Annotated in this window: 20 protein-coding genes and 1 pseudogene; 8 read left to right on the top strand and 13 right to left on the bottom strand. The window is 73.3% G+C overall.

Annotated features, from left to right (window positions below; translation table 11 throughout):
* Nucleotides 1-28: 28 nt before the first annotated feature.
* From ACWCPM_RS11150 to ACWCPM_RS11125, 6 genes are all read right to left on the bottom strand, one after another.
* On the bottom strand, nt 29-1,726 hold the full coding sequence (locus ACWCPM_RS11150) for a nitrite/sulfite reductase (RefSeq protein ID WP_450975861.1): 1,698 nt from the start codon (nt 1,724-1,726) through the stop codon (nt 29-31).
* 127 nt (nt 1,727-1,853) lie between these two features.
* Nucleotides 1,854-1,937: a putative leader peptide gene (locus ACWCPM_RS11145; RefSeq protein WP_310739661.1), complete on the bottom strand. Its 84-nt coding sequence runs from the start codon at nt 1,935-1,937 to the stop codon at nt 1,854-1,856.
* A gap of 127 nt (nt 1,938-2,064) precedes the next feature.
* A complete protein-coding gene (locus ACWCPM_RS11140; protein WP_450975860.1) occupies nt 2,065-2,637 on the bottom strand; it encodes a GNAT family N-acetyltransferase in 573 nt (190 codons plus the stop codon).
* Nucleotides 2,638-2,781: 144 nt separating this feature from the next.
* Nucleotides 2,782-3,981, bottom strand: coding sequence for a hypothetical protein (locus tag ACWCPM_RS11135; protein WP_450975859.1), 1,200 nt, complete (start codon nt 3,979-3,981; stop codon nt 2,782-2,784).
* A gap of 214 nt (nt 3,982-4,195) precedes the next feature.
* Entirely contained in the window at nt 4,196-5,470 is a 1,275-nt protein-coding gene (locus tag ACWCPM_RS11130; RefSeq protein ID WP_450975971.1) for a GAF domain-containing protein, read from the bottom strand.
* A 320-nt stretch (nt 5,471-5,790) separates the two neighbouring features.
* Nucleotides 5,791-7,425 carry an acyl-CoA dehydrogenase family protein gene (locus tag ACWCPM_RS11125; protein WP_450975858.1) on the bottom strand — a complete coding sequence of 545 codons (1,635 nt, stop codon included), beginning with the start codon at nt 7,423-7,425 and terminating at the stop codon, nt 5,791-5,793.
* Between the two features lie 110 nt (nt 7,426-7,535).
* Between ACWCPM_RS11125 and ACWCPM_RS11120 the strand changes: the two genes are divergently transcribed.
* Nucleotides 7,536-8,747 (top strand): YihY/virulence factor BrkB family protein, encoded by a 1,212-nt coding sequence (locus tag ACWCPM_RS11120; RefSeq protein ID WP_450975857.1) that lies wholly within the window; start codon nt 7,536-7,538, stop codon nt 8,745-8,747.
* Between the two features lie 502 nt (nt 8,748-9,249).
* A complete protein-coding gene (locus tag ACWCPM_RS11115) occupies nt 9,250-9,939 on the top strand; it encodes a helix-turn-helix domain-containing protein (protein WP_450975856.1) in 690 nt (229 codons plus the stop codon).
* On the opposite strand, the gene ACWCPM_RS11110 is transcribed toward ACWCPM_RS11115, so the two are convergent.
* The gene (locus tag ACWCPM_RS11110; RefSeq protein ID WP_450975855.1) at nt 9,925-10,329 is read right to left on the bottom strand and encodes a VOC family protein; all 405 of its coding nucleotides are present in this window, start codon (nt 10,327-10,329) and stop codon (nt 9,925-9,927) included. The two genes, ACWCPM_RS11115 and ACWCPM_RS11110, sit on opposite strands and share 15 nt — an antisense overlap.
* A 129-nt stretch (nt 10,330-10,458) precedes the next feature.
* Entirely contained in the window at nt 10,459-11,091 is a 633-nt protein-coding gene (locus ACWCPM_RS11105; protein WP_450975854.1) for a VOC family protein, read from the bottom strand.
* A 61-nt stretch (nt 11,092-11,152) separates the two neighbouring features.
* Between ACWCPM_RS11105 and ACWCPM_RS11100 the strand changes: the two genes are divergently transcribed.
* Both ACWCPM_RS11100 and ACWCPM_RS11095 read left to right on the top strand, forming a co-directional pair.
* Nucleotides 11,153-11,824, top strand: a complete 672-nt coding sequence (locus ACWCPM_RS11100; RefSeq protein WP_450975853.1) for a ThuA domain-containing protein — start codon at nt 11,153-11,155, stop codon at nt 11,822-11,824.
* 34 nt (nt 11,825-11,858) lie between these two features.
* Nucleotides 11,859-12,461: a hypothetical protein gene (locus ACWCPM_RS11095; protein ID WP_450975852.1), complete on the top strand. Its 603-nt coding sequence runs from the start codon at nt 11,859-11,861 to the stop codon at nt 12,459-12,461.
* 16 nt (nt 12,462-12,477) lie between these two features.
* Here ACWCPM_RS11095 and mmuM read toward each other — a convergent pair whose 3' ends face one another.
* The gene (mmuM, locus tag ACWCPM_RS11090) at nt 12,478-13,410 is read right to left on the bottom strand and encodes a homocysteine S-methyltransferase (RefSeq protein WP_450975851.1); all 933 of its coding nucleotides are present in this window, start codon (nt 13,408-13,410) and stop codon (nt 12,478-12,480) included.
* A gap of 265 nt (nt 13,411-13,675) precedes the next feature.
* Here mmuM and ACWCPM_RS11085 point away from each other — a divergent pair, with 265 nt between their 5' ends.
* The gene (locus ACWCPM_RS11085; RefSeq protein WP_450975850.1) at nt 13,676-15,388 is read left to right on the top strand and encodes a PHP domain-containing protein; all 1,713 of its coding nucleotides are present in this window, start codon (nt 13,676-13,678) and stop codon (nt 15,386-15,388) included.
* Nucleotides 15,385-15,897, top strand: coding sequence for a hypothetical protein (locus ACWCPM_RS11080; protein ID WP_450975849.1), 513 nt, complete (start codon nt 15,385-15,387; stop codon nt 15,895-15,897). Before ACWCPM_RS11085 ends, ACWCPM_RS11080 begins: the two co-directional genes overlap by 4 nt.
* Before the next feature lie 22 nt (nt 15,898-15,919).
* Here ACWCPM_RS11080 and ACWCPM_RS11075 read toward each other — a convergent pair whose 3' ends face one another.
* The 3 genes from ACWCPM_RS11075 to ACWCPM_RS11065 all read right to left on the bottom strand — a co-directional run bounded on the left by ACWCPM_RS11075 (nt 15,920) and on the right by ACWCPM_RS11065 (nt 21,521).
* Nucleotides 15,920-18,787: a glycoside hydrolase family 2 TIM barrel-domain containing protein gene (locus tag ACWCPM_RS11075; RefSeq protein WP_450975848.1), complete on the bottom strand. Its 2,868-nt coding sequence runs from the start codon at nt 18,785-18,787 to the stop codon at nt 15,920-15,922.
* A gap of 89 nt (nt 18,788-18,876) precedes the next feature.
* A complete protein-coding gene (locus ACWCPM_RS11070) occupies nt 18,877-20,139 on the bottom strand; it encodes an ROK family transcriptional regulator (RefSeq protein WP_450975847.1) in 1,263 nt (420 codons plus the stop codon).
* A gap of 137 nt (nt 20,140-20,276) precedes the next feature.
* Nucleotides 20,277-21,521, bottom strand: coding sequence for an FAD-binding protein (locus ACWCPM_RS11065; RefSeq protein ID WP_450975846.1), 1,245 nt, complete (start codon nt 21,519-21,521; stop codon nt 20,277-20,279).
* A 301-nt stretch (nt 21,522-21,822) separates the two neighbouring features.
* Between ACWCPM_RS11065 and ACWCPM_RS11060 the strand changes: the two genes are divergently transcribed.
* Both ACWCPM_RS11060 and ACWCPM_RS11055 read left to right on the top strand, forming a co-directional pair.
* Nucleotides 21,823-23,181, top strand: a complete 1,359-nt coding sequence (locus ACWCPM_RS11060) for a radical SAM protein (protein WP_450975845.1) — start codon at nt 21,823-21,825, stop codon at nt 23,179-23,181.
* Between the two features lie 187 nt (nt 23,182-23,368).
* Nucleotides 23,369-24,862, top strand: a complete 1,494-nt coding sequence (locus tag ACWCPM_RS11055; RefSeq protein ID WP_450975844.1) for a cellulose binding domain-containing protein — start codon at nt 23,369-23,371, stop codon at nt 24,860-24,862.
* 177 nt (nt 24,863-25,039) lie between these two features.
* Here the strand turns inward: ACWCPM_RS11055 and ACWCPM_RS11050 are convergent.
* Nucleotides 25,040-25,150, bottom strand: a pseudogene (locus tag ACWCPM_RS11050) (nucleotidyltransferase domain-containing protein); the annotation flags it as partial.
* Between the last annotated feature and the right edge of the window lie 190 nt (nt 25,151-25,340).

The following is a 25,340-nucleotide window of genomic DNA, read 5'->3' as shown; positions in this document are numbered from 1 at the left end:
ACGGCGTCCCCCGTCTCGCCGGCCGCGTTCACGAAAGGGCCTCTTCGGAGGCGCGGGCCGCCCAGGTCGCGAACCGCTCGCCCTCCTCGCGCTCCGCCTGGAAGCGCTTCAGCACGCGCTCGACGTAGTCGGGCAGCTCCTGCGAGGTGACCTTCAGACCGCGCACCTTGCGACCGAAGCCGGCCTCCAGACCGAGCGCGCCGCCCAGGTGCACCTGGAAGCCCTCGACCTGCTCGCCCCGGGCGTCCGTGACCAGCTGGCCCTTGAGGCCGATGTCCGCGACCTGGATACGGGCGCAGGCGTTGGGGCAGCCGTTGATGTTGATGGTGATCGGTTCGTCGAAGTCCGGGATCCGGCGCTCCAGTTCGTCGATCAGCAAGGCGCCGCGCACCTTGGTCTCGACGATGGCGAGCTTGCAGAACTCGATGCCGGTGCAGGCCATCGTGCCGCGCCGGAACGGCGACGGGGTGACCGTGAGGTCCAGCGCCTCCAGGCCCTCCACGAGCGAATCGACCTGCGACTCCTCGACATCGAGCACGATCATCTTCTGCTCGACGGTGGTGCGGACCCGGCCCGAGCCGTGCGCCTCCGCCACGTCGGCGATCTTCGTCAGCGTGGCGCCGTCCACGCGGCCGACCCGCGGTGCGAAACCGACGTAGAAGCGGCCGTCGTTCTGCCGGTGCACGCCGACGTGGTCGCGCCAGCGCTCGACCGGCTGGGCGGGTGCCGGGCCGTCGGTCAGCTTGCGCCCCAGGTACTCGTCCTCCAGGACCTGGCGGAACTTCTCCGCGCCCCAGTCGGCGACCAGGAACTTCAGCCGGGCCCGGGTGCGCAGCCGCCGGTAGCCGTGGTCACGGAAGATCGAGATGACGCCCTCGTAGACGTCCGGCACCTCGTCCAGCGGCACCCAGGCGCCGAGCCGGACGCCGATCTTCGGATTGGTGGACAGACCGCCGCCGACCCACAGGTCGAAGCCGGGTCCGTGCTCGGGGTGGACCACGCCGACGAAGGCGATGTCGTTGATCTCGTGCGCCACGTCCAGCAGCGGTGAGCCGGAGATCGCCGACTTGAACTTGCGGGGCAGGTTCGAGAAGTCCTTGTTGCCGATGATCCGGCGGTGGATCTCGTCGACGGCCGGGCTGCCGTCGATGATCTCGTCGGCGGCGATACCGGCGACAGGAGAGCCGAGGATCACGCGGGGCGTGTCACCGCAGGCCTCCGTGGTGGACAGGCCGACCGCCTCCAGGCGGTTCCAGATCTCGGGCACGTCCTCGATCCGGATCCAGTGGTACTGGACGTTCTGCCGGTCGGTGATGTCCGCGGTGCCGCGCGCGTACTCCTGCGAGATCTCACCGATCACCCGCAGCTGCTCGGTGGTGAGCCGGCCGCCGTCGATACGGACGCGCAGCATGAAGTACTCGTCGTCCAGCTCCTCCGGCTCCAGGATCGCGGTCTTGCCGCCGTCGATCCCGGGCCTGCGCTGGGTGTAGAGACCCCACCAGCGCATCCGGCCGCGCAGGTCGTTGGGGTCGATCGAGTCGAAGCCACGCTTGGAGTAGATCGTCTCAATGCGTGTCCGCACATTGAGACCGTCGTCGTCCTTCTTGAACTGTTCGTTGCCGTTGAGCGGGGTGAAGTGACCCGCGGCCCACTGACCCTCACCGCGGTGACGGCTCACCTTGCGGCGGGAAGTCGCGGCAGCAGGGTTCTGCGGGTTGGCGGCCATGGTCTCTACGTCCTTCGGGACAGGCGGAAAACGGCTCTGACCTGCGGGCACGGGCGCATACAGGCGTACGCGCGCACGGGTGCGCAGCAGCAGACGAAGCGGGGGGATCGGCGGTGCTGGAGACGTCTCAGCTCGCCGGACAGATGGCGCTGGACATGCGGCCGAGGTCGACGTGCCGCCGACTCACCAAGGCAATTCCAGTTCCAGGCATGACGGAAGCGTGTCACGGCGTTCTCCGCACAGTCCAGCTTCATCCGGCATGTGGACACCCTTGTCCCGGAATACGGGACAAGGGTGCGATCAGTCACATGGCGTGAACGCCGTCTTGTCGTGCCAGGTCAGACAGGGTATGCGCCCGGCCAGGGACCGGGAGTCGCGACGTCCGGCTCCTCCTCGACCTTCGTGTCGAACAGCTTGAAGCCGCGCCGCAGGTAGTTGTCCATGGCGTGCTCCCCGTCCTTGCTGCAGGTGTGGAGCCAGACCCGCTTCGTCGGGGTGAGTCCGGGCCAGCGCTCCGCCAGATCCCACGCGCGGGCGGCGCCGTACGCCAGCAGGTGCCCGCCGACGCGGCGGCCACGGAAGGCGGGGATCAGGCCGAAGTACACGATCTCCACGACGCCGTCGTCCTGCGGCTCCAGCTCCACGTACCCGGCGGGCGTGCCCCGGTCGTAGGCCACCCAGGTCTCCACCCCGGACCGCCCCAGGTGTTCCTGCCACCGTGCGTACGGCCAGCCCAGCCGGTCGGTCCAGCGGATGTCCCCGCCCACGGAGGCGTAGAGGAAACGGCTGAACTCGGGGGAGGGCGCCGCCGCGCGGGCGATCCGCACGTCGCCCTCCGGTGCGGCGGCCGGGAGCAGGTCGGTGGGGGCGGTCTGCTCCAGGGACCAGGTGGTCACGGGGATGTTCGTCATGCCGGTCAGGGAATCATCCGGCCGGCCGCCCTGTCGATCGGGGCCGGTGCCGCGCCGGCCGAGGTCCGCCCTCTCGCGACGCCCGTCACGCCCTCTCGCGACGCCGCACCGCACGGGCAGACCTCGACCGACGCGGTACTGGAACTAGCCGAGCGCCCTGTCGATCGAGTCCAGCGGCAGCGAGAACAGCATCCGTCCCGACTGCGACCAGACCTCGCCGTTCTCCTCCCAGTAGGAGAGGGACTGCGCGGGGCCGCTCCAGCACAGATACGTCTCGTCCGTCCCGCACCGTGCGACCCGCGCGCCCTCGGTGTCCTGTCGCCACAGCGAGCCGTGCTCACCCGCGGCGCGGGCCAGGTACCACCGGGACCGGTGGGCGAGCACACCCCTGACGTCGGCAGCCTTCGTCTCGTAGGCCTCCTGCGGCCGTGTGCCGAGCAGGCCGGCGCCGGACGGGTCGTCGTCCAGCCCGTAACGCCACAGCCGGGTGGGACGGTCGCCGCCGGCCGGGACGGACTCGCTCGCGACCAGGCTGACGGGTGTGGTGCTGCGGTCGAGGGAGAGCGCGCCGATCCGGGCACCGCTCAGGCGGTACGAGCGGACGGCCGGCAGGGTGTAGCGCTCACCCCGCGCCGGTGACGCGGTCGCGGCGGTGGCGGGCGTGCTGCGGATGCCGTCCAGGTCGTAGACGTACAGGCCGCGTCCCTCGTCGGCGGTGACGAGCAGCTTGTCCTGGTACCAGACCATGCCGGAGAGCGCCGAGACGAGCGGCCGGCCGGCCGGTTCGCCGCGCGCGGGGACCGTGAGCGCGACCCAGGTGTAGGTGAGCCGCTCCGGGTCGTTGGCGTCGACGAAGGCGACCCGGGAGTGCCCGCGCTGGTCGCTCCAGCCGGAGAGGATCACGCGGTTCGCCCCCCACCGGCCGTCGTCGTCGGCGTCCCCCGAGGTGGTCAGGGCGCCGGGGTGCCAGTTCTCCGTGCCGGCCTCGACCCAGCAGAGCGCCCGGGTGGCCGCGGGCGCCGTCGGCAGCGCGGAGCGGTCGGCACCGGCGCAGTCCGCCGCGCCGCGCAGGCCGCGGTCGGCGTCCGCGAGGACGGCGGCGACGCCGACGGGCCGGGCCGGGCCGTCGGGCACGGGGTGCGCGAGCGGCTGCTCGCTCAGACGCAGATCGGCCAGCGAGTCGGCGGAGGTTATCGGCTTCAGGGCGCCCGGGTCGTTGCCGGACGTGGCCTGGGAGGTGCTGATCAGGGTGGCGGCGCCGGTCAGCGCGAGGGCTGTCCCGGTCAGGAACGCGCGCAGCGCCTGGCCCCGCTTGCGTCGGCGGTGTCTGCCGCGTTGCTTCATCTGTCCTCCCGAGGTGGGCCAACTGCGCCTGTTGATCTGTGCGTTGACCTGGGAGCAGGTGGGGTGGCCCGGTAGGGGATGCTACGTCAGGTACGGCGGAGCGGGGAGGAAGACCCCGTAAATATGCGGAAGAAGCCCTCGGATCTGCGGAACTCGCCATCGGATGTACGGCGACGGCATACCCTGGTGTCACGGTGTGTAACCTCAGCCCGGGTCAGAGCGTCACGGGGGTGGCCCGCACGGTGAGCACCGCAGGCGCGTTCGAGTGCGGCAGCAGATCGGACGGCTCGCGCGGGAGGAGCACCTCGACCTCGGCCGCATCGCAGAAACGATACGGCCGGTGCTCCAGAATTCCTCCGAGATACCGCCGCACCCGCGACAGTTCGGCGCGGACGGTCACCGTGCGGCGCGGATCGCCGAACACGTCCGAGGCGAGCTGCGCCGCGGAGCGGCCCGCCCGCTGCTCGGCCAGCAGGAACAGCAACTCGGCGTGCCGGGGGCTCAGTTCACGGGCCCAGGAGCCGGCGCTGCCCGACACCGTCACCGTCCAGCGGCGCGGCTGCCCGAGGTCCAGCACGATCCGGGTGGCACCGGAGGGAAGCGGCTCGTCGGCGGGCCGCACCAGCCAGCCCCCGGCGAGTGGTTCCACCCGGCACGGGCCCAGCAGCGGCAGCGCGGGGCGGCCCGGCGACAGCGCCTCGGGCAGCGCGATCCGGCTCGTGTACGGCATCCCCGTCACCGCCGCCGTCCAGCCCTCCCGGTCGACCACCAGCGCACGGCCCGTCAGCCGGGCCAGCACCGGGGCGGCCACCGCGCGCAGCCCCTCCAGCGCGGTCAGATGCACCTCCCGGAGCCGGGCCTCGGCCAGCTTGGCGACCGAGTCGACCCAGGCGAGAGTGGCCGGATGCATCGTCTCCAGCGGACCGCTGACGTCCAGGACCCCGATCAGCCGGCCGTCGCGCGGATCGGTCAGCGGTGCGCCCGCGCAGGTCCATGAGGCGTGCGTGCGGACGAAGTGCTCGGCGCCGCGGACCTGAACGGGCCGCCGTACCACGGCCGGTGTCCCGACGCCGTTGGTGCCGACGGTGTTCTCCCCCCAGTCGGCGCCCAGCAGGAACCCCAGCGCGTCCGCCTTGCGCAGCACGGCGGCACTGCCCTCGCGCCACAGCACCCGGCCCTCCGCGTCGGCGATCACCATGATGTGCTGGGCGGTATCTGCGACGGAGACCAGACCTTCCCTCAGCACCGGCAGCACATGCCGCAGCGGCGACTCCTCACGCCGGCGCAGGACCTCCTCCGGCGGCAGCAGACCGGTTCTGAAGTCGCGGTCCGGGTCCACACCGGTCCGCAGCATCCGCTTCCAGGACTCCTCGATGACCGGACGGGGGGCGAGGTGCGGGCTCCGGCCGGAGAGGGCGGTGTCACGCAGGGCGCTGAGCATCCGCGCGGCCCGTCGCGCGTCGACGGCGGTCGGCTGCGGCACGTTCATAGGCGACCGCGGCACTGAGGTCCTCCCCCGGGTTCACACGGATGTGCGACCGGCTGTCAAGGCGTGGTGGCGTCGTTTTCCGGTCGCGTCCTGCTCGTGTGCCCCATACTGCCGCCCGACCCGTGACGGAGGGACCTACTCCGGTCACAGTCACCGGAAAGTTGCAACCCCCTGCAACCCTGGTGAACCGACCCCCGCTGTTTGAGACTTGAGCGACGTCGCCCGCGCGGCGCGCCTGCCTCAACAGGCCGGCCGGGGCAGGGGTGGTGCCGTGTCGGCGCAGCACCACCCCTGTCGGCGCCCGGCTTTCGCGGCCGGCGTCAGGAGACCGGCCGCGCCCGCTCCACCACCGACGCCAGAGCCGGCGTGTGCGGCAGGGTCCCGAAGGAGTTTCCCCAGTCGCCGCCCAGCCGCGAGCCGCAGAACGCGTCCGCGACCTCCGGTGGCGCGTACCGGACGAGCAGCGCGCCCTGAAGCACCAGCGCGAGCCGCTCGACCACCCGCCGGGCGCGGGCCTCGACGCCCTCCAGATCGGCCAGTTCGGTCAGCAGGTTCTTGATCGCCCCGTCCAGCCGGTGGTCGGCGCCGCGCGCCCGCCCGATCTCCTGGAGAAAGGCGTCGAGGGCCTCCGGTTCGCGCCGCAACGCGCGCAGCACGTCCAGCGCCTGGACGTTGCCCGCGCCCTCCCAGATCGAGTTCAGCGGCGACTCGCGCACCAGTCGCGGCAGCCCCGACTCCTCGACGTACCCGTTGCCGCCCAGGCACTCCGCGGCCTCCACCGCCACCGGCGCGCAGCGCTTGGTCACCCAGTACTTCGCGGCCGGCACCGCCAGCCGCAGGAAGGCCCGCTCCTGCTCGCTCCCGTCGTCGTAGGCGGCGGCGAGGCGCAGCCCGAGAGTGGTCGCCGCCTCCGACTCCAGCGCGAGATCGGCCAGGACGTTGCGCATCAACGGCTTGTCGATCAGCCTGCCGCCGAACGCCTCCCGGTGCGCGCTGTGGTGGATCGCCTGCGCGACGGCCTGACGCATCAGCCCCGCCGAGCCGAGCACGCAGTCGAGCCGGGTCGCGGCAACCATCCCGATGATGGTCCGCACCCCGCGTCCCTCGTCACCGACCCGGCGCGCCCAGGTCCCGTCGAACTCGACCTCGCCGGAGGCGTTGGACCGGTTGCCCAGCTTCTCCTTCAGCCGCTGGATCAGGAACACGTTCCTGCCGCCGTCGGCGAGCACCCGCGGCACCAGGAAACAGGTCAGCCCGCCCGGTGCCTGGGCCAGCACCAGGAAGCCGTCGGACATCGGGGCCGAGCAGAACCACTTGTGCCCGGTCAGCTCGTACGTCCCGTCCTCCGCGAGCGGCCGGGCGACGGTGGTGTTGGCGCGGACGTCGCTGCCGCCCTGCTTCTCCGTCATGCCCATCCCGAACAGCACTCCGGCCTTCTGCCCGGCCGGCCGCGGATCACGGTCGTAGATCATGGACGTCAGCCGCGGCTCCCACTCGGCGGCGAGGGCGGGGTCGGTGCGCAGGGCGGGCACGGCGGCGTGGGTCATGGACAGCGGGCAGCCGTTGCCGGCCTCGACCTGCGTCCACATCAGGAATCCGGCCGCCCGTCGCACATGCCCGGCCGGCCGTGCCCAGGCCGCCGTCAGGCCCGCGCCGACGCCCTTGCCGAGCAGCCGGTGCCAGGACGGATGGAACTCGACCTCGTCGACGCGGTGCCCGTAGCGGTCGTGGGTGCGCAGTGCGGGCGGGTTCTCGTTGGCGAGCGCCCCCCACTCCTGCACCTGCGCCGATCCCGAGGTGCGGCCGAGGGCCGAGAGCTCGTCCAGGGCCTCGTGGAGCAGGTCCGGGGCGACGTGCCGTTCGACGGACTCGACGAGGGCCCGGTCGGTGCGGAAGACGTCGTGTCCGACGAGCGGCGGGGCCTGGTTGGTCACGATGTGGGTGGTGCGTGCCATGTCTCGGAACCTACCCCGAGGGACGGGGGTGGTCATCCCGGGGACGCGGCTCCGGGGGCAACCGTCCGACCAGGGTGAACCGCGACCGGTGCGGCGGATACCTTTGGGTCGTGCAGCCAGCTAGTGACATCCCCGAACCCTCCGGTCGCCTCCATCGCGCGCGTGCCCTCTACCGGAACGTGTCGAAGCGCCGGACCGCCTGGCTGCTGCTGAAGGACACCGTCAACTCCTGCATCGAGTACCGCATCCTCGGTCTGGCCGCCGAGGCCGCCTTCTTCACGCTGCTGTCGGTGCCGCCGCTGCTGCTCAGCCTGATCGGCCTGCTCGGCTACGTCGACGACTGGACCGGCACGGACACCATCTCCAGCCTGGAGACCAACCTCCTGGAGGCGTCGCGCACCGTCCTGTCCGACAAGGGCGTCAACCAGATCGCCCGGCCGATCCTGGACGACGTGATGCAGGGCGGGCGCCCGGACGTCATCTCCATCGGTTTCCTCTTCGCGCTGTGGTCGGGGTCCCGGGCGGTGAACGTGTTCATCGACACCATCACCGTGATGTACGGCCTCGACGGAGTCCGGGGGATCGTCAAGACGCGGCTGGTGGCGTTCCTGCTGTTCATCGCGGCCCTGCTGATCGGCTCGGTGGCGCTGCCGCTGATGGTGGCGGGACCGGACGCGGTGGTGCGGATCGTGCCCTGGTCGACGACGGTCGTCCAGGTCCTCTACTGGCCCGTGGTCATGGTCCTGTCGATCATCTTCCTGACCACGCTCTACCACGTCTCCGTCCCGGTCCGCTCCCCGTGGGTCGAGGACGTGCCGGGCGCCCTGGTCGCGCTCGGGATGTGGGTGCTCGGCAGTTTCCTGCTGCGGATCTACCTGGCGAACACCATCGAGGGCGCGACGATCTACGGCTCCCTGGCAGCCGCCGTCGCCGTGCTGCTGTGGATCGGTGTGTCCGCGTTCGCCGTGCTCGTCGGCGCCGCCATGAACGCGGCGATCGACCGGGTCTGGCCGGCCGCCGCGACGGCCGCCGCCCGCGCCGCCAACGAGCGGCTGCGTGAGGCGCAGGTCGCCGAGTACGTCGCCCGCGCCGCCGCGGCCCGTGGGGCCGACCCCGACCCGGACGACCCCGACATGCCGTCCGAGTTCCCCGAGCGCTGGTCCCGCTTCCTTCCTCCGGAGGACGTGACGGCACGGCTGCGCGCACAGGTGAAGAGCTCGCAGAACTCGTCACAGAGCAACGCGGCGCAGAGCAACGCGTCCCGGAACTCCGCGCACAACGGGGCCCGGGACAACGGGGTGGAGCCGCCGCGGGAGCGGTGAAGCCCGCCCGGCGGCGCCCGCGGCCACGCCACGCAGGACCTGCAGGCAGCCCTACCGGGAGAGTGGCCTCCGGCGAGCCGACGTCGCCGGGGTGGACGAGGTACGCCGCGTCCGCGCCCCGCAGGGGGGGCGCCCACGTCGACCGGTCCGCCCGGTCGAAACCGCCGGCGCGCGAGGCCGCCCGACCTCCAGCCCTGCTTCCCGCGCGGCGGGCGCCACCTGGCTGCCGTGGGACCGGGCGCCCCGGTCACCACCACCGCTCGCGCCCCGAGGCGTCCGCGCCGACCTCGTACCGCGCGCCGCGCACCCCGTAGTCGGTCGTGTGCCCTGCCTGCTCCAGGACGCTCCCGCACACCCGTGGACGGTCGTGTCGCCGGCCGCCGAGGCGGGGCGGGTCTACGGGGTCAGCCCCCGGGCGCGGGGGCGGGGCGTGGGAGCCGGCGTGCCGTGGGGCGAGCCGGGCAGAGGCCGGACCGGGGCCCGGCGGCGTAGCCTGGCCGGCGTGTACGTGGAGCGGGTGTCGCGGCTGGACGGCGCGGTGGTGTGGACGAGCACCCCGTCCGCCGCGTCCGGCGCGGGGAGGGTGCTGCCCGACGGCTGCATGGACCTGCTCTGGAACGACGGGCGCCTGCTGATCGCGGGCCCGGACACGCGCGCGCACCGCACCGACGGCGACGGCGGTGGCGTCTGGGCGGGCGTCCGCTTCTTCCCCGGCACCGCGCCCGCTTTCCTGGGGCTGCCCGCGCACGAGGTCCGTGACCGGCGCGTCGCGCTCGCCGACCTCTGGCCGGACGCTCGGGTGCGCCGGCTGACCGCGCGGGTGGAGGCGGCCGCCGATCCCGCGAACGGGCTGGAGGAGGCCGCTCTGGCGCTGGCGGCCGACGCCGATCCGCCGGACCCGTCGCTGCGGCGGATCGTCGCGGCGCTCCAGGCGGGCCGCCCGGTCGCCGTGACCGCCGACGAACTCGGCATCGGCGCACGCCAGTTGCACCGCCGCGCGCTGACCGCCTTCGGATACGGTCCGAAGACACTCGCCCGTGTGCTGCGCCTCCAGCGGGCACTGACCCTCGCGCGGGGCGGCCTGCCGCTCGCGGAGACCGCCGTGCTGGCCGGTTACGCGGACCAGCCGCATCTGGCCCGGGAGGTCAGGGACTTGACGGGCGCCACCCCGGGCGAGCTACTCGGCGGCTGACGGCAGCGGGGCGAACAGGTCGACGCCGTTGCCGTCCGGGTCGTTCACGACGGCGTACCGCTGGCCCCAGAAGGCGTCCCACGGCTTGAGTTCGCCGTGGTACCCGGCGCCCACCATCTCCTCGTACACCGCGTCGACCTCGTCCGGTCCGTCGCACAGCAGTGCCAGCGAGGCGCGGCCGCCGCCCGCGGGGGGCCGCCACCCGGCGTGGAAGGACCGCACGCAGTCCTCCGTGTCGAGCAGCAGCCGCAAGCCGCCCGGCAGTCCGGCCTCCGCGTGCGGCTGGTCCTCCACTCCCTCCGGGAACGCGAATCCCAGGCGGCGGTAGAAGGCGACGGAGGCGGCCATGTCGGAGACGACCAGGCCGATGGCATCGAATCGTGGAGTCATGAGGTCCACGGTAGGCAGGGGGCGGCGCCGGGGTCTTGAAGGAAACGGACACCGGGGCGGACGGACGGACGGCCGGGCGGAGTGCGGGCGGAACGGACGGCCGGCGCGGGCCCGGTGCCGTCGGCGGGCTCAGTCGAACCGTACCGGCCCCTTCGGTGTGTCCACCGTGAACGACAGCCCCACCGGTCCCTCCGTGACGGGGAGTTCCGTGTCCAGGGCCGCCAGGAGCGGCCGGATCTCGGCGGGGTCGGGGGCCGTGGCGGTCAGGGACAGCAGCGGCGTGACGGGGAGGCCGCTCGCGGAGGGATGGCGGGTGGCGCCCCAGTCGATGAGGAAAGGGACCAGGCCGGAAGGGTGCGCGGACACGCCGTCGGTCAGGCGCCAGCTCAGCAGGGCGCCGCCGGGGGTGCGGCGGCTCATCGCCCGCGGTGCGCCGGGATCGTAGCCGCGCGCCCGCGCCGCGGTCACCGCCGCGTCCAGGTCGGGCGGGCTGATCGCCCAGGTCAGGGTGCGGGGCGCGGGCAGCTCGTCCACCCCGAAGGGGCCGGGGCCGCCGGGTCCGGCCCGCTCGGGATCGGGGCCGATGATCTCCAGGTAGCCGGTTCCGCCCAGTCCGACCAGGTGGTTGCGGGTGCCGAGATCGACATGAGAACCGCCGGCCACCGGAGTCACCCCGGTGCGCCGCGTGAACTCCGCGACCGTCGCCGCCAGATCCGGGGTCGCGAGGACGAGGTGGTCGAGGTGTGCGGGAATCGTGTTCATCGCCGCCGAGGCTACGGGCCTCCCCGGTCCTGTGGAACACCTGTGCGGCACCATGGGCGGCATGTCGCCCACCCCACCTCCCGCGGCACCGCGGCTGCTCCTCTGCACCCGTACCACTGCCTACCGCCACGACTCCCTCCCGGACGCCGTGGCGGCCGTGACCGCGCTCGGCCCGTTCGACGTCGAGCACACCGAGGACCCGGCGGCCCTGGAGGCCCCGCTGGACGGGTACGCCGCCGTCGTCTTCCTTTCCACCAGTGGCGAGGTGCTGACCCCGCCCGGACGCGAGCGGCTCGTCGCCTACGTCGAGTCGGGCGGCGGCTTCGCAGGAGTGCACGCCGCGGCCTGCACCGAGGAGGACTGGCCGTACTACGGCGAGCTGCTCGGCGCCCGCTTCGCCCGCCACCCCGCCCACCAGCCGGGCCGGGCGCTGGTCGAGGACCGCGACCACCCCGCGACCCGGCATCTGCCCGCCGTCTGGGACTTCACCGACGAGTGGTACGACTTCACCACCAGCCCACGCGGCGCCGCGCACATCCTCGTCTCCGCCGACGAGTCCTCGTACGAGGGCGGCGGGATGGGTGACGACCATCCGCTGGCCTGGTGCCGGGAGCAGGGCGCCGGCCGTGTCTTCTACACCGCGTTCGGGCACGCCGCCGAGGCCTACGCCGACCCGGACTTCCGCGCCCATCTGCGGGGCGGGATCGGCTGGGCGGCGGGGCTGCCCGTCTGAGGGGAGGTCAGGCGGACCGTGTCAGGTCCGCGTGGTGGACCTGGCGGGAGAGGGGCCGGCCCGCCGCCGGACGGTCCAGCTCCTCGACGGCGACGCGGCCGAGCCGTGCCGGTTCGGTGCCGGTTCGTTGCCGAGGGAACCGGCGGCCGACGCCCGCCCCGGTTCGGCGTACGTCTACGGGTTCGCCTGGCCCTCGCTGCGGCCCGGACTCGGCGCCTGCCACGCCCTGGAGCTCGGTTTCGTCTTCGACACCGGGGAAGCTCCCGAGTCGGCGCGGCTCGCCGGATGGGGCGCGCCGGCCGGACTGGCCGACGCGCTGCACTCGGCGTGGGTACGGTTCGCGGCCGAGGGCGACCCGGGCCGGCAGCCCTGGGACGACACGCACCCGGTGCGGGTCTTCGGCGAGGGCGGGGCGGGGGAGCGCGACGAGCGGGCGGGGCGGGCCGAGCCGGGGCCGACGAGGGAGCCGCACACCGCGTACGGGCCGCGCGACCGGGAGTTCGCGCTGTGGGCCGCCGATCCCGGCGGCCGGGGCACCGCGTCCGCCCCGGATCCGGACGCCGCCGCGCCCCGCACCGCGGAGCCGCGCTCGGTCGTACGTCTCCTGCGCCGCACCAGCGGCGTCCGCCGGCAGTGACGACGGGAGGCGCCGCTCAGCCCGCCAGCGTCCGGGCGACGGCCCTGATCGTCTCCGGCCCCACCCGGCAGCACCCGCCGATCAGCCGGGCGCCCGAGGCGCGCCAGCCCTCGACCCGCTCCGGGGTGAAGGTGGAGCCGCCGCTCCAGGCGCGCGCCCCGGCGTCCCAGGTCTCGCCGCTGTTGGGATAGGCCACCACCGGTCTGCCGGTCACCCGGGCCGCGAGCGCCACGGCGGCGTCGGCGTCCCGCGGCGCGCAGCAGTTCACTCCCACCGCGATCACCTCGTCCACCTCGGCGGCCAGGGCGAAGGCGTCCTCCAGGGGCTGGCCGGCGCGGGTGCGGCCGCCGGCCACGGTGTACGACAGCCAGGCCGGCACCCCGAGCCCGCGCACCGCGCGGAGCAGGGCCGTCGCCTCGTCGGAGTCCGGGACCGTCTCCAGGGCCAGCACGTCGGGACCGGCGGCGGCGAGGGTCTCGATCCGGGGGCGGTGGAAGCGTTCGAGTTCGTCCACCGTCAGTCCGTAGCGCCCCCGGTACTCCGAACCGTCCGCGAGCATCGCCCCGTAGGGTCCGACCGAGGCCGCCACCCAGAGCGGCCGGGTGACGCCCCGCGCGGTGGCCCGCGCCGCAGCCTCGCGCGCCGACTCCACGCTGAGCCGCAGCAGTTCCGCAGCGCGTCCGTGTCCGATGCCGCGCTCGGCGAAGCCCTCGAACGTGGCCTGGTAGCTGGAGGTGATCGCCACGCTCGCGCCCGCGAGGAAGTACGCGAGATGCGCCTCGGTGATCGCCTCGGGCCGATCGGCGAGCAGCCGCGCCGACCACAGCCCGTCGCCGAGATCGTGCCCGGCCGACTCCAGCTGGTTGGACATGCCGCCGTCGAGCACCACCGTCCCCGCGGCGAGGGCCTCGGCGAGGCCGGGAGCGGCTCCCGGGTGGTCGCTGGTCATATGACCGACGCTAGTCCATGGCGCCCGGTCCGGACGGTGACGGCCCTGTGAGCCGGGCGGTGCCTCCACGTCACGTGGGCGAGCGGTGCCTGTCGCTGCTGTGAACTCCGTTGTGGGCAAGGCCAGTTGGTGCCACGGTGCTCTTGGGGTCGATCAGTCGTTCCCGTGACGTCCGCACATCACGCCAGGGCCGTCGAAAGTTCATCTGCTGCCTCGATTCTCCTCAGCACGGGCGCAGCGGCGCCGCTGATCCAGGAGGCGCACGATGGGGCACAGCCACGGACCCGGGCATCACCACCACGGGCACGACCACGATCACGACCACGAGCACAAGGCGCTTCCGACCGCCTTCGACACCTCTGTGCCCGACGACGCCCTGACCCCCGAGCAGCGCTCCCGCCGCTCGCTGCTGCGCCGCGCCGGTCTGCTGGGCGCGGGTCTGGCCGCCGGCGGCGTGCTGTCCGGCGCCGCCGCCGCGACGGGCGCCGCCCCCGCGGCCGCCGCGCCCCGCGGCCGCCACGGCAAGGGCTTCCTGTGGCTCGCCGGTGACCACCACATCCACACCCAGTACAGCAGCGACGGCAAGTACCGTGTCGTGGACCAGGTCCGCCAGGGCGCCAAGCACGGCATGGACTGGCTGGTCATCACCGACCACGGGAGCACCACCCACGCCAAGATCGGTGTGGAGAAGGTCAACCCGGACATCCAGCAGGCCCGCGCCGCCTACGAGGACACCCTCGTCTTCCAGGGCCTGGAGTGGAACATCCCGGCCGCCGAGCACGGCACGGTCTTCGTCCACCCCGGCCGCAACGAGGTCTCCGTCCTCAAGCAGTTCGAGACGGACTACGACGGCAGCGTCAAGGGCGCGTCCGGCAACTCGCCCGCCAACGAAGCGCTGGCCGTCGCGGGCATCGCCTTCCTCTCCGACCAGGTGAAGCGGCGCAAGGTCAAGGACGCGCTGATGCTCGCCAACCACCCGGCGCGACGCGGTGTCGACTCCCCGCACGAGATCCGCGCCTGGCGTGACGCCTCCCCCGCGAGCCACCAGATCGCCGTCGGCTTCGAGGGCGCCCCCGGCCATCAGGCCGCCGGCCTGCCCGCCCCGCTCGGCATGGGCCGGGCCCGCGGCATCTACGACAACAACCCGAGCGCCGACTCCTTCGCGGGCTATCCGCTGGAGAGCTACCGCACCTGGGGCGGCTTCGACTGGATGACCGCCACCGTCGGCGGCCTGTGGGACAGCCTCCTCGCCGAGGGCAAGCCCTGGTGGATCACCGCCAACTCCGACTCCCACCAGAACTACGCCGACACCGCGGCGCGCGGCGGCGGCGACTTCAACGCCAACGGCCGCTACGACGACCCGGTCTACGCCGGCAAGATCGACGTCGCCCAGGGCGACTACTGGCCGGGCTACTACAGCCGTACCCATGTCGGCGCCGACGGCTTCTCGTACGCCGCCGTCATGGACGGCATCCGCGCGGGCCGTATCTGGGTCGACCACGGACAGCTGATCAGCGGCCTCGACGTCCGTGTCTCCGGCGGCAGCCGCTGGGCCACGCTGGGTGGCGCCCTGCACGTGCGCAAGGGCACGAAGGTCACGCTCACCGTGGACGTGGCGCTGGCCGGCGGCCCCAACTGGGCGGGCTTCCTCCCGAAGCTGGCCCGCGTCGACGTCATCCAGGGCGACGTGACCGGCGAGGTCTCCGACAAGGACACCTTCACCGCGCCGACCGCCAGGGTCGTCAAGTCGTACGAGGTCGACAAGGCGAGCGGCACCGTCCGTCTCACCTACGACCTCGGCAAGGTCGACCGCCCCGTCTACGTCCGGCTGCGCGGCACCGACGGCAAGCGCGGCGCCGTCGGCGCGATGGGCGCGGCCGTGGACCCGGCGGGCCCGGCGCTGGACGTCGTCGGCGACGCGGACCCGTGGCTGGACCTGTGGTTCTACTCCAACCCGGTGTGGGTCCTGCCCTCGTGACCCCGCACGTCCTCACCGTCGACGCGGGTCCGAGGGACCTGCGCGGGGCCGACCACCTCCTCCAGGAGCTGGCGGCCGGACTCGCCCTCCCCGAGGGCGCGTTCGGCTGCACGCACCTCGTGCGGGACGAGCGGCCCCGGGTCATGCTGTCCTTCGCGGTGGAGTCGGCGGCCGACCTGCCCTCGGTCCGTCGGCGGCTGACGGCGCAGGGCCACGAGGCGACGGACGGCGCCCCCGACGCGTGCGGCCGTGCCGTGCTCTACCCGGGCGTGGCCGCTCTCACCGGCACGGTGACGGTCGCGGAGCTGCTGTCCCGCTCCGCGATCGCCCGTGTCACCGTCCTCGGCACGACGCAGCCGCCCGCGGCGGACACCGTCGTCGTCACCCGGGACCACGTACGGCCGCAGTGGCTGGACGGCGAGCTGGTGCTCACCGTCCAGCCGGCGGCCGGGGGGACGCTGACCCCCTTCGAGGTACCGGACCCGACCCCCTGTTGCGCCGACCACTGAAGGCCGCTCGCCCCGCCCTCGCTCAGCCGGTCTCCGTCCGCGAGAAGACGAAGCCGAACGTGGCGGGGCGCGCGTGCAGGTGGTACTGCGGGAGCGCGCCGGGCCCGCAGGACTGGGAGCCGATGCCCATCTGGCCGTGGTCCAGGTTGACCCACACCGTCCCGCCCGGTGTGAGGTCGGTCGGGTGCGCGGCCGCGTCCAGCTGCTCGGTCGTCCAGCGCCGGGCGGTGAACCAGAACTCCGGTTCGCCCTCGACGCGCAGACCGCCCAGTTCCGCCCAGCGGACGTCGGCGCGGGCGCCGTTCTCCTGCGGGCGGACGTAAGGGGTCTGCAGCGCGTCGACGGTCGCGTGCCAGCGGCCCAGCATCGACGCCGAAGCGGTGTCGGGGTAGGCCTCACCGGGACCGCCGCCGAACCACGTGACGCGGTCCGCCGACGCCAGGCCGAAGCGGACGCCGAGCCTCGGCAGCGGCAGTCGCCAGTCGCCCTCGGGCGTCACCGAGACGGACAGCCGCAGCCGGGTGCCGTCGGCCGTCCAGCGGTACACCGTCCGCAGGGCGACCTCGGCGGCCGCGGGCGCCACCCGGGTCCGTACCGTCAGCGCGTCCTCCTCCCACTCCACCGCGTCCAGCCGGTGCCGCATCCGGTGCAGGCCGAGCTTGCGCCAGAGCGGCCCGTAGCGGGCGTCGGGCTGCCAGGGGGCGCCCTCGTCGTTGTCGGTGGGGGCGCGCCAGACGTCGAGGCGCGGTGATGTCACCTCGACACCGCCGACGCTCTTCAACGTGCCCGTGCGGGCGTCGAAGACGGCGGGCCCGAGGCGGACGAGCGATCCGTCGGCGACGGGCGGAAGGGCGGCCGACAGGGCGGGGAAAACGCCCTTGACGACGGGGAGTTGGGACCAGGCGACGACATGGCCCCGCTCTCCCCACGACGTGTCCCGCGCGAGCAGCGCCCGGACCGTCCACTGCGTCTCCGCACCGGCGGGAGCCTCGGGCGGAGCCGGGAGCTTCACGTCGGCCGACTCGCCCGGCATCAGCGGCGGGACGGACAGCGGGCCCGACTCGACCGTCTCGCCGTCCACCTGACGCGACCACTCGAAGGACAGGGCCGACAGGTCCGTGAAGTCGTAGGCGTTGGTCACCCGTACCGTGCCGGCCGGGCCGTCCCCCTCGATCCGGACCGGCTCGATCACCTTCTTGAAGTCGGTCAGGCCCGGCGACGGCGTCCGGTCCGGGAAGACCAGCCCGTCGCAGACGAAGTTGCCGTCGTGCAGTTCCTCGCCGAAGTCGCCGCCGTAGGCGAAGCCCAGCTCGGGGTGGGCGACGCCGTGGTCGATCCACTCCCAGACGAAGCCGCCCTGGAGCCGCTCGTACGACGTGAAGATCCGCTGGTAGTCGGCGAGCCCGCCGGGGCCGTTGCCCATCGCGTGGCCGTACTCGCAGAGCAGGAACGGCAGTTCGCGGCGCTTGCGCGTGCCGCCGTCCAGGCGGCGGCCGATCCGCTCGACCTCGGCGTGGGAGGCGTACATCCGCGAGTACATGTCGGTGTCACGGCAGTCGATGTCGCCCTCGTAGTGCACGAGACGGGAGGCGTCGCGGGCGTGGATCCACTCGGCCATGGCGGTCAGCCCGCGTCCGGTGCCGGCCTCGTTGCCCAGCGACCAGACGACGACCGACGGGTGGTTCTTGTCCCGCTCGACCATCCGGGCCGCCCGGTCGAGCAGAGCCGGGGTCCAGCGGTCGTCGTCGACGGGGTTGTCGCGCCAGGACCGCTCGGTGAACCCGTGCGTCTCCAGGTCGCACTCGTCCATCACCCACAGGCCGTACTCGTCGCACAGGTCGAGGAAGTCGGGGTGCGGCGGGTAGTGGGAGGTGCGCACCGCGTTGACGTTGTGCCGCTTCATCAGCAGCACGTCGGCGCGCATCGTCTCGACGTCGAGGGCGCGCCCGCGTTCGGGGTGCCACTCGTGCCGGTTGACGCCCTTGAAGAGGACCGGGCTTCCGTTGACCTTGATCAGGCCGTCCTCGACCGAGACCGTGCGGAACCCGATCCGCAGCCGGACCCGCTCGCCCCCGGTGGCGAGCACGCCGTCGTACAGGCGCGGGGTCTCCGCAGTCCAGGGCTCCACGGCGACCGTCACCGGCTCGCCGGCCGCGATGTCGACGGACAGCTCCGGCACGGTGACCCGGCCCGGCACGTCGGAGTCGACGCGCAGGGTGCCCTCGCCGGTGACGTGGTCGTAGGAGGCGTGGACGAAGACGTCGCGCGCGGCGAGCGGCGGGCGGTGCAGCAGCGTGACCCCGCGGAAGATGCCCGGCAGCCACCACTGGTCCTGGTCCTCCAGGTACGAGCCCGCCGACCACTGGTGGACCCGGACGGCGAGCACGTTGCCGGCCGGCTTCAGCAGCGTGCCGACCTCGAACTCGTGCGGGAGACGGGAGCCCTTGAACTCGCCGAGCTCCGTGCCGTTCAGCCAGACCCGCGCACAGGACTCGACACCGTCGAAGCGCAGGACCGCGTCGCCGGTCTCCGGCCAGCCCTCCGGGAGGTCGAAGCGGCGGAGGTGGTCGCCGGTGGGGTTCTCGGTGGGGACGCGCGGCGGGTCCACCGGGAAGGGGTAGAGGTGGTTGGTGTAGATCGGCGTCCCGTGGCCCTGGAGGACCCAGTGACCGGGGACGGCGATCTCCCCCCAGCCCGACGCGTCGAACCCGGGTGCGGCGAAGGAGTCGTCCTCGGTGTCGGCGGCGGGCGACAGACGGAAGCGCCAGTCGCCGTCGAGGGGGACGGAGGCGGCGTCGGAGGCGTACCGGGCACGGGGCGGGAGGCTGCCGCGACCCGGAGCGACGTCCTCGACGTAGCCGACGGCGGATGGGGTGGTGCGCTGGGACATCGGTCTCCTAGGTCAGCCCTTGATGCCGGGACTTCGAGTGGGGCACCGTGGTTTCGAGAGGGGTACCTTCAACTCCTTCCCCGGGACGGTCATGCCCCCGTGGCCGTCCGCCCGACCGGGTGACGGGTCCGCCGCGCGGTCGGTGCCGTCGTCCGCCGGGTGCCCGCGGAGCGCAGGGCGCCTTCGAGCGCGAACGTCGCCGCGCCGAGGGAGACCGGGTCGGTGGGGATGGGGGAGAGGACGATCTCGGTGGCGGCCAGGGGCCGCCCCAGCGCGTGCCGGGCCACGGCGGCGCGCACCTCGGTGAGCAGCGGCTGACCGAGGCTCGCGGCCACCCAGCTGCTGAGGACGACCACCTCCGGGTTGAGGAGGTTGATCAGGTCGGCGATACCGGCGGCGAGGTGACGGGCGGTTTCCTGGACGACCTTGACGGCGACCGGGTCGCGCGCCCCGGCCGCGCGGGCGAGCGCTGCGACGGTGGCCGTCTGGTCGCCGGGGTGCAGCAGCGGGCTGTCCGGGTCCGATTCGCGCAGGTGCCGCATGATGCCGGGAGCGCCCACGTAGGTCTCCACGCAGCCGTGGTTGCCGCAGTGGCACGGCCTGCCGTCCAGCACGAGGGTGGTGTGACCCCACTCGCCGGCGCTGTTGCTGACGCCGCGGTGCAGTCCGCCGCCCAGGATCAGCCCGGCGCCCACCCCGGTCCCCAGGTTCACCACCACGGCGTCGGCGCGCCCCCGTGCCGCCCCGAACCACAGCTCCGCCACCGCGGAGGCCCGCAACGGGTTGTCCAGGTGCAGCGGGTAGGAGAGGTGCTCGGCGAGCAGGTCGAGCAGGGGCACGTCGTGCCAGTCCCAGTTGGGCGCGTACTCCGAGACGCCCGTGTCCCGGTCCACCTGGCCCGGCACGCTCACCCCCACGCCGAGCACGCGCGCGTCCTCGACGCCGGCCTGCGCCACCACCGAGCCCACCGCCGCGGCGACATGGCCGACGACCTGCTCCGGGCGTCTCTCGCCGGGGAGCAGGGCCGCGTCGGCGCGGGCGAGGACGTTCAGCGCGAGGTCGAACAGCTCGGCATGGACGTACGTCTCCGCGATGTCGACGCCGATCAGCGCGCCGCCGGAGGCGTCGACGGCCACCAGCCCGCGGGGGCGGCCGCCCGCCGAATCCTCGAACCCGACCTCGGTGATCATGCCCAGGTCGAGCAGCTCGCCGATCAGCGTGGCGACGGTGGCCAGGCTCAGACCGGTCGCGGCGGCCAGTTCCTGACGCGAGGTGGGAGACTCGGCGATGATCTGGCGCAGCACCTCGTAGCGGTTCGCGGTACGGATGTCACGTGATGTGCCGCGCCTCATCCGGTTGCCCCCCGTCCCCAGGTCCGCCGGTGCGGGCTCGGCACCGGCGCGGCGCACAGGCTATGGGCTGCGGCACCTTTCGACAAGGGGTTGGGAAAGGGGGTGGGGAAAGTAGTGGGCGCCGGGTCCGGGACGCCTCAGTCGCCCAGCGCGTCCCGCACGAAGGCGTTGCCGAACTTCCCCGCCGGATCCAGCTCCTCCCGCAGCGCGCGGAACCTGGGCAGCTCCGGGAACCGCTCCCGCAGCACCGGCCCCGGCATCGTGAACACCTTCCCCCAGTGCGGCCGCGCGTCGAACGCCTCCAATGCCTCCTCCACCCGTCGCACCACCGGCAGCACCGCCGCCGTGTCCGCGACCCAGGTGAAGTGCACCGCCACACTGTCGCGCCCGTGGGCGGGGCTCAGCCACTGCGCGTCGGCGGCGACCGTGCGCACCTCGCAGGTCTGCAGGACCGGCGCCACGACGGCGCGGATCGCTTCGACGGCGCGCAGCGCGCCCTCGGCGCACGCCCGCGGCATCAGGTACTCGGACTGCAGTTCCGCCCCACTGCTCGGGGTGAACTCCGCCCGGAAGTGCGGCAGTCGCTCGTGCCAGGGCCCGGGCACGCCGAACTGCTCGGTGCAGTTCACCGCGGGCATCCCCGGCACCGGGTGCAGGGCCCGCGTCGCCGGCGCCGCCCAGGGGAAATCGGCCGGCGGCTGGTCGGTGCGGCGCTTGACCCACACCTGCCGGAACCCGGGGCCGCGCCAGTCGGTGAACAGGCTGACGCTGTACGCCACCCCCATCACCGTCTCGAAGTCCAGCCCCTCCAGGGGAAGCTCGGTGAACAGATGCTGCTCGACCTCGAACGCCGGCTCCAGATCGAGGGTCAGCGCCGTGACGACACCGAGCGCGCCGAGCGAGGTCACCGCGCCGGCGAACCGCTCCTCGCCCCGGCCGATCCGGACGGTCCCGCCGTCGCCCGTGACCAGCTCGACCTCGCGCACCGCGGCGGCCAGCGGGGCGTTGCCCACCCCCGAGCCGTGCGTGCCGGTCGCCACCGAGCCGGCGACCGAGATGTGCGGCAGTGACGCCATGTTGGCCAGCGCGAGACCGTGCGCGTGGACCCGGCGCGCGAGTTCGGCGTAACGGACGCCGCCCGAGACCCGTACCGTGCGGGCCGTCGTGTCGACCTCGATCACGGGCGGCAGGGCGTCCAGGGAGAGCAGCAGTCCCTCCGGTCCCGGATCGGCGATCTCGTTGAACGAGTGCCCGCTGCCCAGCACCCGTACCCGTGTGCCGCCCGCGACGAGCGAGCGCAGCGCGTCGAGGGTGGGCGGGCGGTGCGGCTCGCCGGCCCCGTACGTGATGTTGCCCGCCCAGTTGGTCGCATTCCCGGTCATACGATCGCCTTCTTCCCGACGCGAGTGTCGACGTCGGGATCAGCACATCACCCGCGGCCCGCGACACGCCCCGGGGCCGGGTTCGTGGCGGCCGTGGTGACGAACCCTGTGGAAGGCCGCAGCTCCGTCGTCGTGCGCCGACCGACCGCAGGTCCGTCGTCGTGCGCCGACCGCCCGAGAGGTGTCCGTTTCATCCGTCTTGCGGTGCTCACGCCGGACCCGGGTGCACGGCCGGGGAGGCGGGGGGCATACCGTGAGGAGTCGAACACCGCAGCAGGCCGTCGCAGGGAGGAGTCACGGGATGAGCAGCCGCACCGCGCTCGTCGAGGATCTGATGGAGCGCTTCCCGCACGTGCCGCGGGAGGCGGTCTTCAAGGAGGATCTGCTCCGGGGCGGTGTCGCCTTCGATCCGTCCGCGCTCAGCGACAACGAGGACGGCGAGGTCAAGCCGAAGTCGTACTTCATCTTCTCCTTCGACCACGGCACCCTGCCCGAGCTGGGCGAGGCGGCGCTGCGCCGCCCGCCGGAGGAGATCATCCTCACCGGGGGCCCCTACGACCTGCGCCGGACCGTCGTGTCCGTGCGGGTGAACCCGGCCTCGCCCTACCGCGTCGCCGCCGACGAGGACGGGCAGCTCGGCCTCTACCTCGACGGCAAGCGCATCGCCGACGTCGGTGTGCCGCCGATGCCGGAGTACTACCGGCACACGCTCTCCAACGGGAAGTCCGTCATGGAGGTGGCCCCGACCATCCAGTGGGGCTACCTGATCTACCTGACCGTCTTCCGGGTCTGCCAGTACTTCGGCGCCAAGGAGGAGTGCCAGTACTGCGACATCAATCACAACTGGCGCCAGCACAAGGCGGCGGGCCGGCCGTACACCGGGGTCAAGGACGTCGAGGAGGTCCTGGAGGCTCTGGAGATCATCGACCGGTACGACACGGCCAAGGCGTCCACCGCCTACACGCTCACCGGCGGCGCCATCACCAAGACCGTCTCCGGACGTGACGAGGCCGACTTCTACGGCCACTACGCCAAGGCCATCGAGGAGCGCTTCCCGGGCCGCTGGATCGGCAAGGTGGTCGCCCAGGCGCTGCCGCGCGACGACGTCCAGCGCTTCAAGGACTACGGCGTGCAGATCTACCACCCCAACTACGAGGTGTGGGACGAGTACCTGTTCAAGATGTACTGCCCGGGCAAGGAGCGCTACGTCGGCCGCGACGAGTGGCACCGGCGGATCCTCGACTCCGCGGAGGTCTTCGGCGCGCGCAACGTGATCCCGAACTTCGTGGCGGGCGTCGAGATGGCCGAGCCGTTCGGCTTCAAGACCGTCGACGAGGCCATCGCCTCGACCACCGAGGGCCTGCGGTTCTTCATGTCGCACGGCATCACGCCCCGGTTCACCACCTGGTGCCCCGAGCCCACCACGCCGCTCGGCAAGGCCAACCCGCAGGGCGCCCCGCTGGAGTACCACATCCGGCTCCTGGAGGCGTACCGCGCCACCATGGACGACTTCGGCCTCAGCTCCCCGCCCGGCTACGGCCCGCCCGGCCCCGGCAACGCGGTCTTCTCCGTCAGCTCCTTCATGGACAGCCTCCCGGCCCGGGAGGAGCCGCAGGAGCAGCGGACGGAGCCGCGAACGTCCGCCGCAGCCACGCCGTAGGACGGCACGACCCGCACCGTCCCGCGAGGGCCCGATCGCGATTGGCCGCGATCGGGCCCTCGCGGCGTTTTGCATACCCCGCTTGTCAGTTGTGTCGAAACCGTGAAAGGCTCTCGACCTGCCCGAGGTTTCCCCACAACTCCCCTTGCACCTATGGGGAGTTGACCTCGAATGATGCAGGAGACCCATGCCCGACCTGCCGACCCCCCAGGACGCCACCGAGGCGGCGCTGTTCTCCGAGTACTGGGACACGGTGCTGTCGTACGCCGACCTCTGCACCGCCGGATCCGCGGCCGCGACCGCGCTCGCCCGGGAGGCGTTCGCACTCGGGATACGCGAGGCCCGCAGCGCCGAGTCCGGATCGGACCGCGACACCGCCCGGCGCCCGCCCCGACAGCCACGGCTGCCCCGGACAGCCCTGCTCCTGACGGCCGTGCGCACCACGACGGCCGACTGGGAGGAGCAGGGAGACGGCCACCGGCTCGACCCCGAACTGCGCCTGTGGCTCAACTCCGAGGGCGCCGCCCGCTACATAGGCCCCCCGTCGCACCGTCCGCTCGCGCTGCGCGCCCTGCGCGACATGCAGGGCCCCGACGCCGAACTGCTGTGGCTCGCCGAGGTGGAGGCCCTGCCGATGCCCGTGGTCGCCCGCCGCCTCGGCCTCGACCCGAGCGGCGTCGCCGGTGAACTCGCCGAGGTGCGCCGCCTGTTCCGGGACCGCTGCCTGCGCAACCATCTCGACTCCCCGACGGACCCGCAGTGCCGCAGCTACGCCCGGCTCCTGGACGCCGTCACCCGCTCGCCGCTCTCCGACACCCCCGACGACCTCTCCCGGCACCTCGCCCGCTGCGTGCGGTGCGCGGAGGCCGCCGCGTGTCTGCGCCTGCACGGCGGCGGTCTGCCCGGCGCCCTCGCCGGCGGCGTCATCGGCTGGGGCGGTCTCGCCTACCTGGAACGCCGCCGACGCGCCGCCGAGGTACGTCTCGGCGCCGGCCTTCCCGGCGCCCCCGGCCCCGACGACGAGACGGCCGCGGCCGCCGTGGACAGGGCGCGCGTGCTGCGCGGCGGCCTGCTCGCCGCCGCCGTCCTGGTCTCCCTGCTCGCCCTCGCCGTCACGCTGATACCGCAGGGCGACAGCGACGACGGCGGCGCGGCACCCGTCGACACCGGTGACCGTCAGCCCGTGGCCGGCCCCTCCCTGCCGGCCGTCACCACCGCCCCCTCCGGACCGGCGTCCCCCTCCCCGGAACCGCCGGGCGAGGAGCCCCCCGCCTCTGCCTCCACGCACGAGGGCCCCGACCCGGAACCCCAGGGCCGCGCGGGGAGCCCCTCACCGCGCACCGACCCGCCCGACGCGAGCCCCCGGCCCACCTGCCACGTCACCTACGACCTCGTCGGGCAGTGGCCCGACGGCTTCCAGGCGGCCGTCACCGTCACCACCGAGCGCCCACTCGACGACTGGCGGGTCGCCTGGACCTTCCGGGACGGCCAGCGCGTCGGCCAGATGTGGGACGCGACCGTCAGCCAGAACGGCTCCCGCGTCACCGCCACCGCCGCCGACTACAACCGGACCGTCGCCGCCGACGGCAGCCTCGCCTTCGGCTTCCTCTCCTCGTGGCGCGGCAGGAACTCGCCGGCGGTCGACTTCACGCTGAACGGCCGGGAGTGCGCGGGGGACTGAGGGGACTGAAGTACCCGGGTGCGCGAGAACGCGTCGACGGGCCACCGAGGCGCCCGGTCGGAGTGAGCACGCAACCGGCGGTGGCCCCATGTCACCGCCGTACCACCGTGTGTGCCGAGGAGGTGTGGACCCGATGACTGTCGCCGTGCTGTGCGCTGCCCGCACCTGCTTGGCCAGACTCGCGTCGAGATCGCCATGTGAGCGAAACTCGCGGCCCACCGCGACTTCGATCGCGTAGCCGCCGGCGACCCACCACGGGAAGTCCGCCTTGGCGAAGACTGCGGCCACGTCCTCGGGCCGTTCCGGCACCCAGCGTGCCAACACGTCAGCACTCACCCGCTCATATTCAGCGCCACGGCGAAGTACAGGTCTTCGGCTCTCTGTTCAGCATGAACCCGGTCGGGATGATCCAGCTCAGGCCAGGTACGGCCACCCAGCTGACGGCAGCCGTGCCCGCAGCCGTGCCCGGACCGGCCGC

The sequence above is a fragment of the Streptomyces sp. NPDC002309 genome (genome assembly GCF_053593375.1).
Note: the sequence above shows the minus strand (reverse complement) of the source record. Positions and strands in the feature narration are given on the sequence as shown.

Bases quoted from the DNA above. Each gene is read 5' to 3' on its own strand.
- ACWCPM_RS11150 (WP_450975861.1), bottom strand. From the start codon at position 1,726: ATGGCCGCCAACCCGCAGAACCCTGCTGCCGCGACTTCCCGCCGCAAG.
- ACWCPM_RS11145 (WP_310739661.1), bottom strand. From the start codon at position 1,937: ATGCCTGGAACTGGAATTGCCTTGGTGAGTCGGCGGCACGTCGACCTC.
- ACWCPM_RS11140 (WP_450975860.1), bottom strand. From the start codon at position 2,637: ATGACGAACATCCCCGTGACCACCTGGTCCCTGGAGCAGACCGCCCCC.
- ACWCPM_RS11135 (WP_450975859.1), bottom strand. From the start codon at position 3,981: ATGAAGCAACGCGGCAGACACCGCCGACGCAAGCGGGGCCAGGCGCTG.
- ACWCPM_RS11130 (WP_450975971.1), bottom strand. From the start codon at position 5,470: ATGAACGTGCCGCAGCCGACCGCCGTCGACGCGCGACGGGCCGCGCGG.
- ACWCPM_RS11125 (WP_450975858.1), bottom strand. From the start codon at position 7,425: ATGGCACGCACCACCCACATCGTGACCAACCAGGCCCCGCCGCTCGTC.
- ACWCPM_RS11110 (WP_450975855.1), bottom strand. From the start codon at position 10,329: ATGACTCCACGATTCGATGCCATCGGCCTGGTCGTCTCCGACATGGCC.
- ACWCPM_RS11105 (WP_450975854.1), bottom strand. From the start codon at position 11,091: ATGAACACGATTCCCGCACACCTCGACCACCTCGTCCTCGCGACCCCG.
- ACWCPM_RS11100 (WP_450975853.1), top strand. From the start codon at position 11,153: ATGTCGCCCACCCCACCTCCCGCGGCACCGCGGCTGCTCCTCTGCACC.
- mmuM (WP_450975851.1), bottom strand. From the start codon at position 13,410: ATGACCAGCGACCACCCGGGAGCCGCTCCCGGCCTCGCCGAGGCCCTC.
- ACWCPM_RS11085 (WP_450975850.1), top strand. From the start codon at position 13,676: ATGGGGCACAGCCACGGACCCGGGCATCACCACCACGGGCACGACCAC.
- ACWCPM_RS11075 (WP_450975848.1), bottom strand. From the start codon at position 18,787: ATGTCCCAGCGCACCACCCCATCCGCCGTCGGCTACGTCGAGGACGTC.
- ACWCPM_RS11070 (WP_450975847.1), bottom strand. From the start codon at position 20,139: ATGAGGCGCGGCACATCACGTGACATCCGTACCGCGAACCGCTACGAG.
- ACWCPM_RS11065 (WP_450975846.1), bottom strand. From the start codon at position 21,521: ATGACCGGGAATGCGACCAACTGGGCGGGCAACATCACGTACGGGGCC.
- ACWCPM_RS11060 (WP_450975845.1), top strand. From the start codon at position 21,823: ATGAGCAGCCGCACCGCGCTCGTCGAGGATCTGATGGAGCGCTTCCCG.
- ACWCPM_RS11055 (WP_450975844.1), top strand. From the start codon at position 23,369: ATGCCCGACCTGCCGACCCCCCAGGACGCCACCGAGGCGGCGCTGTTC.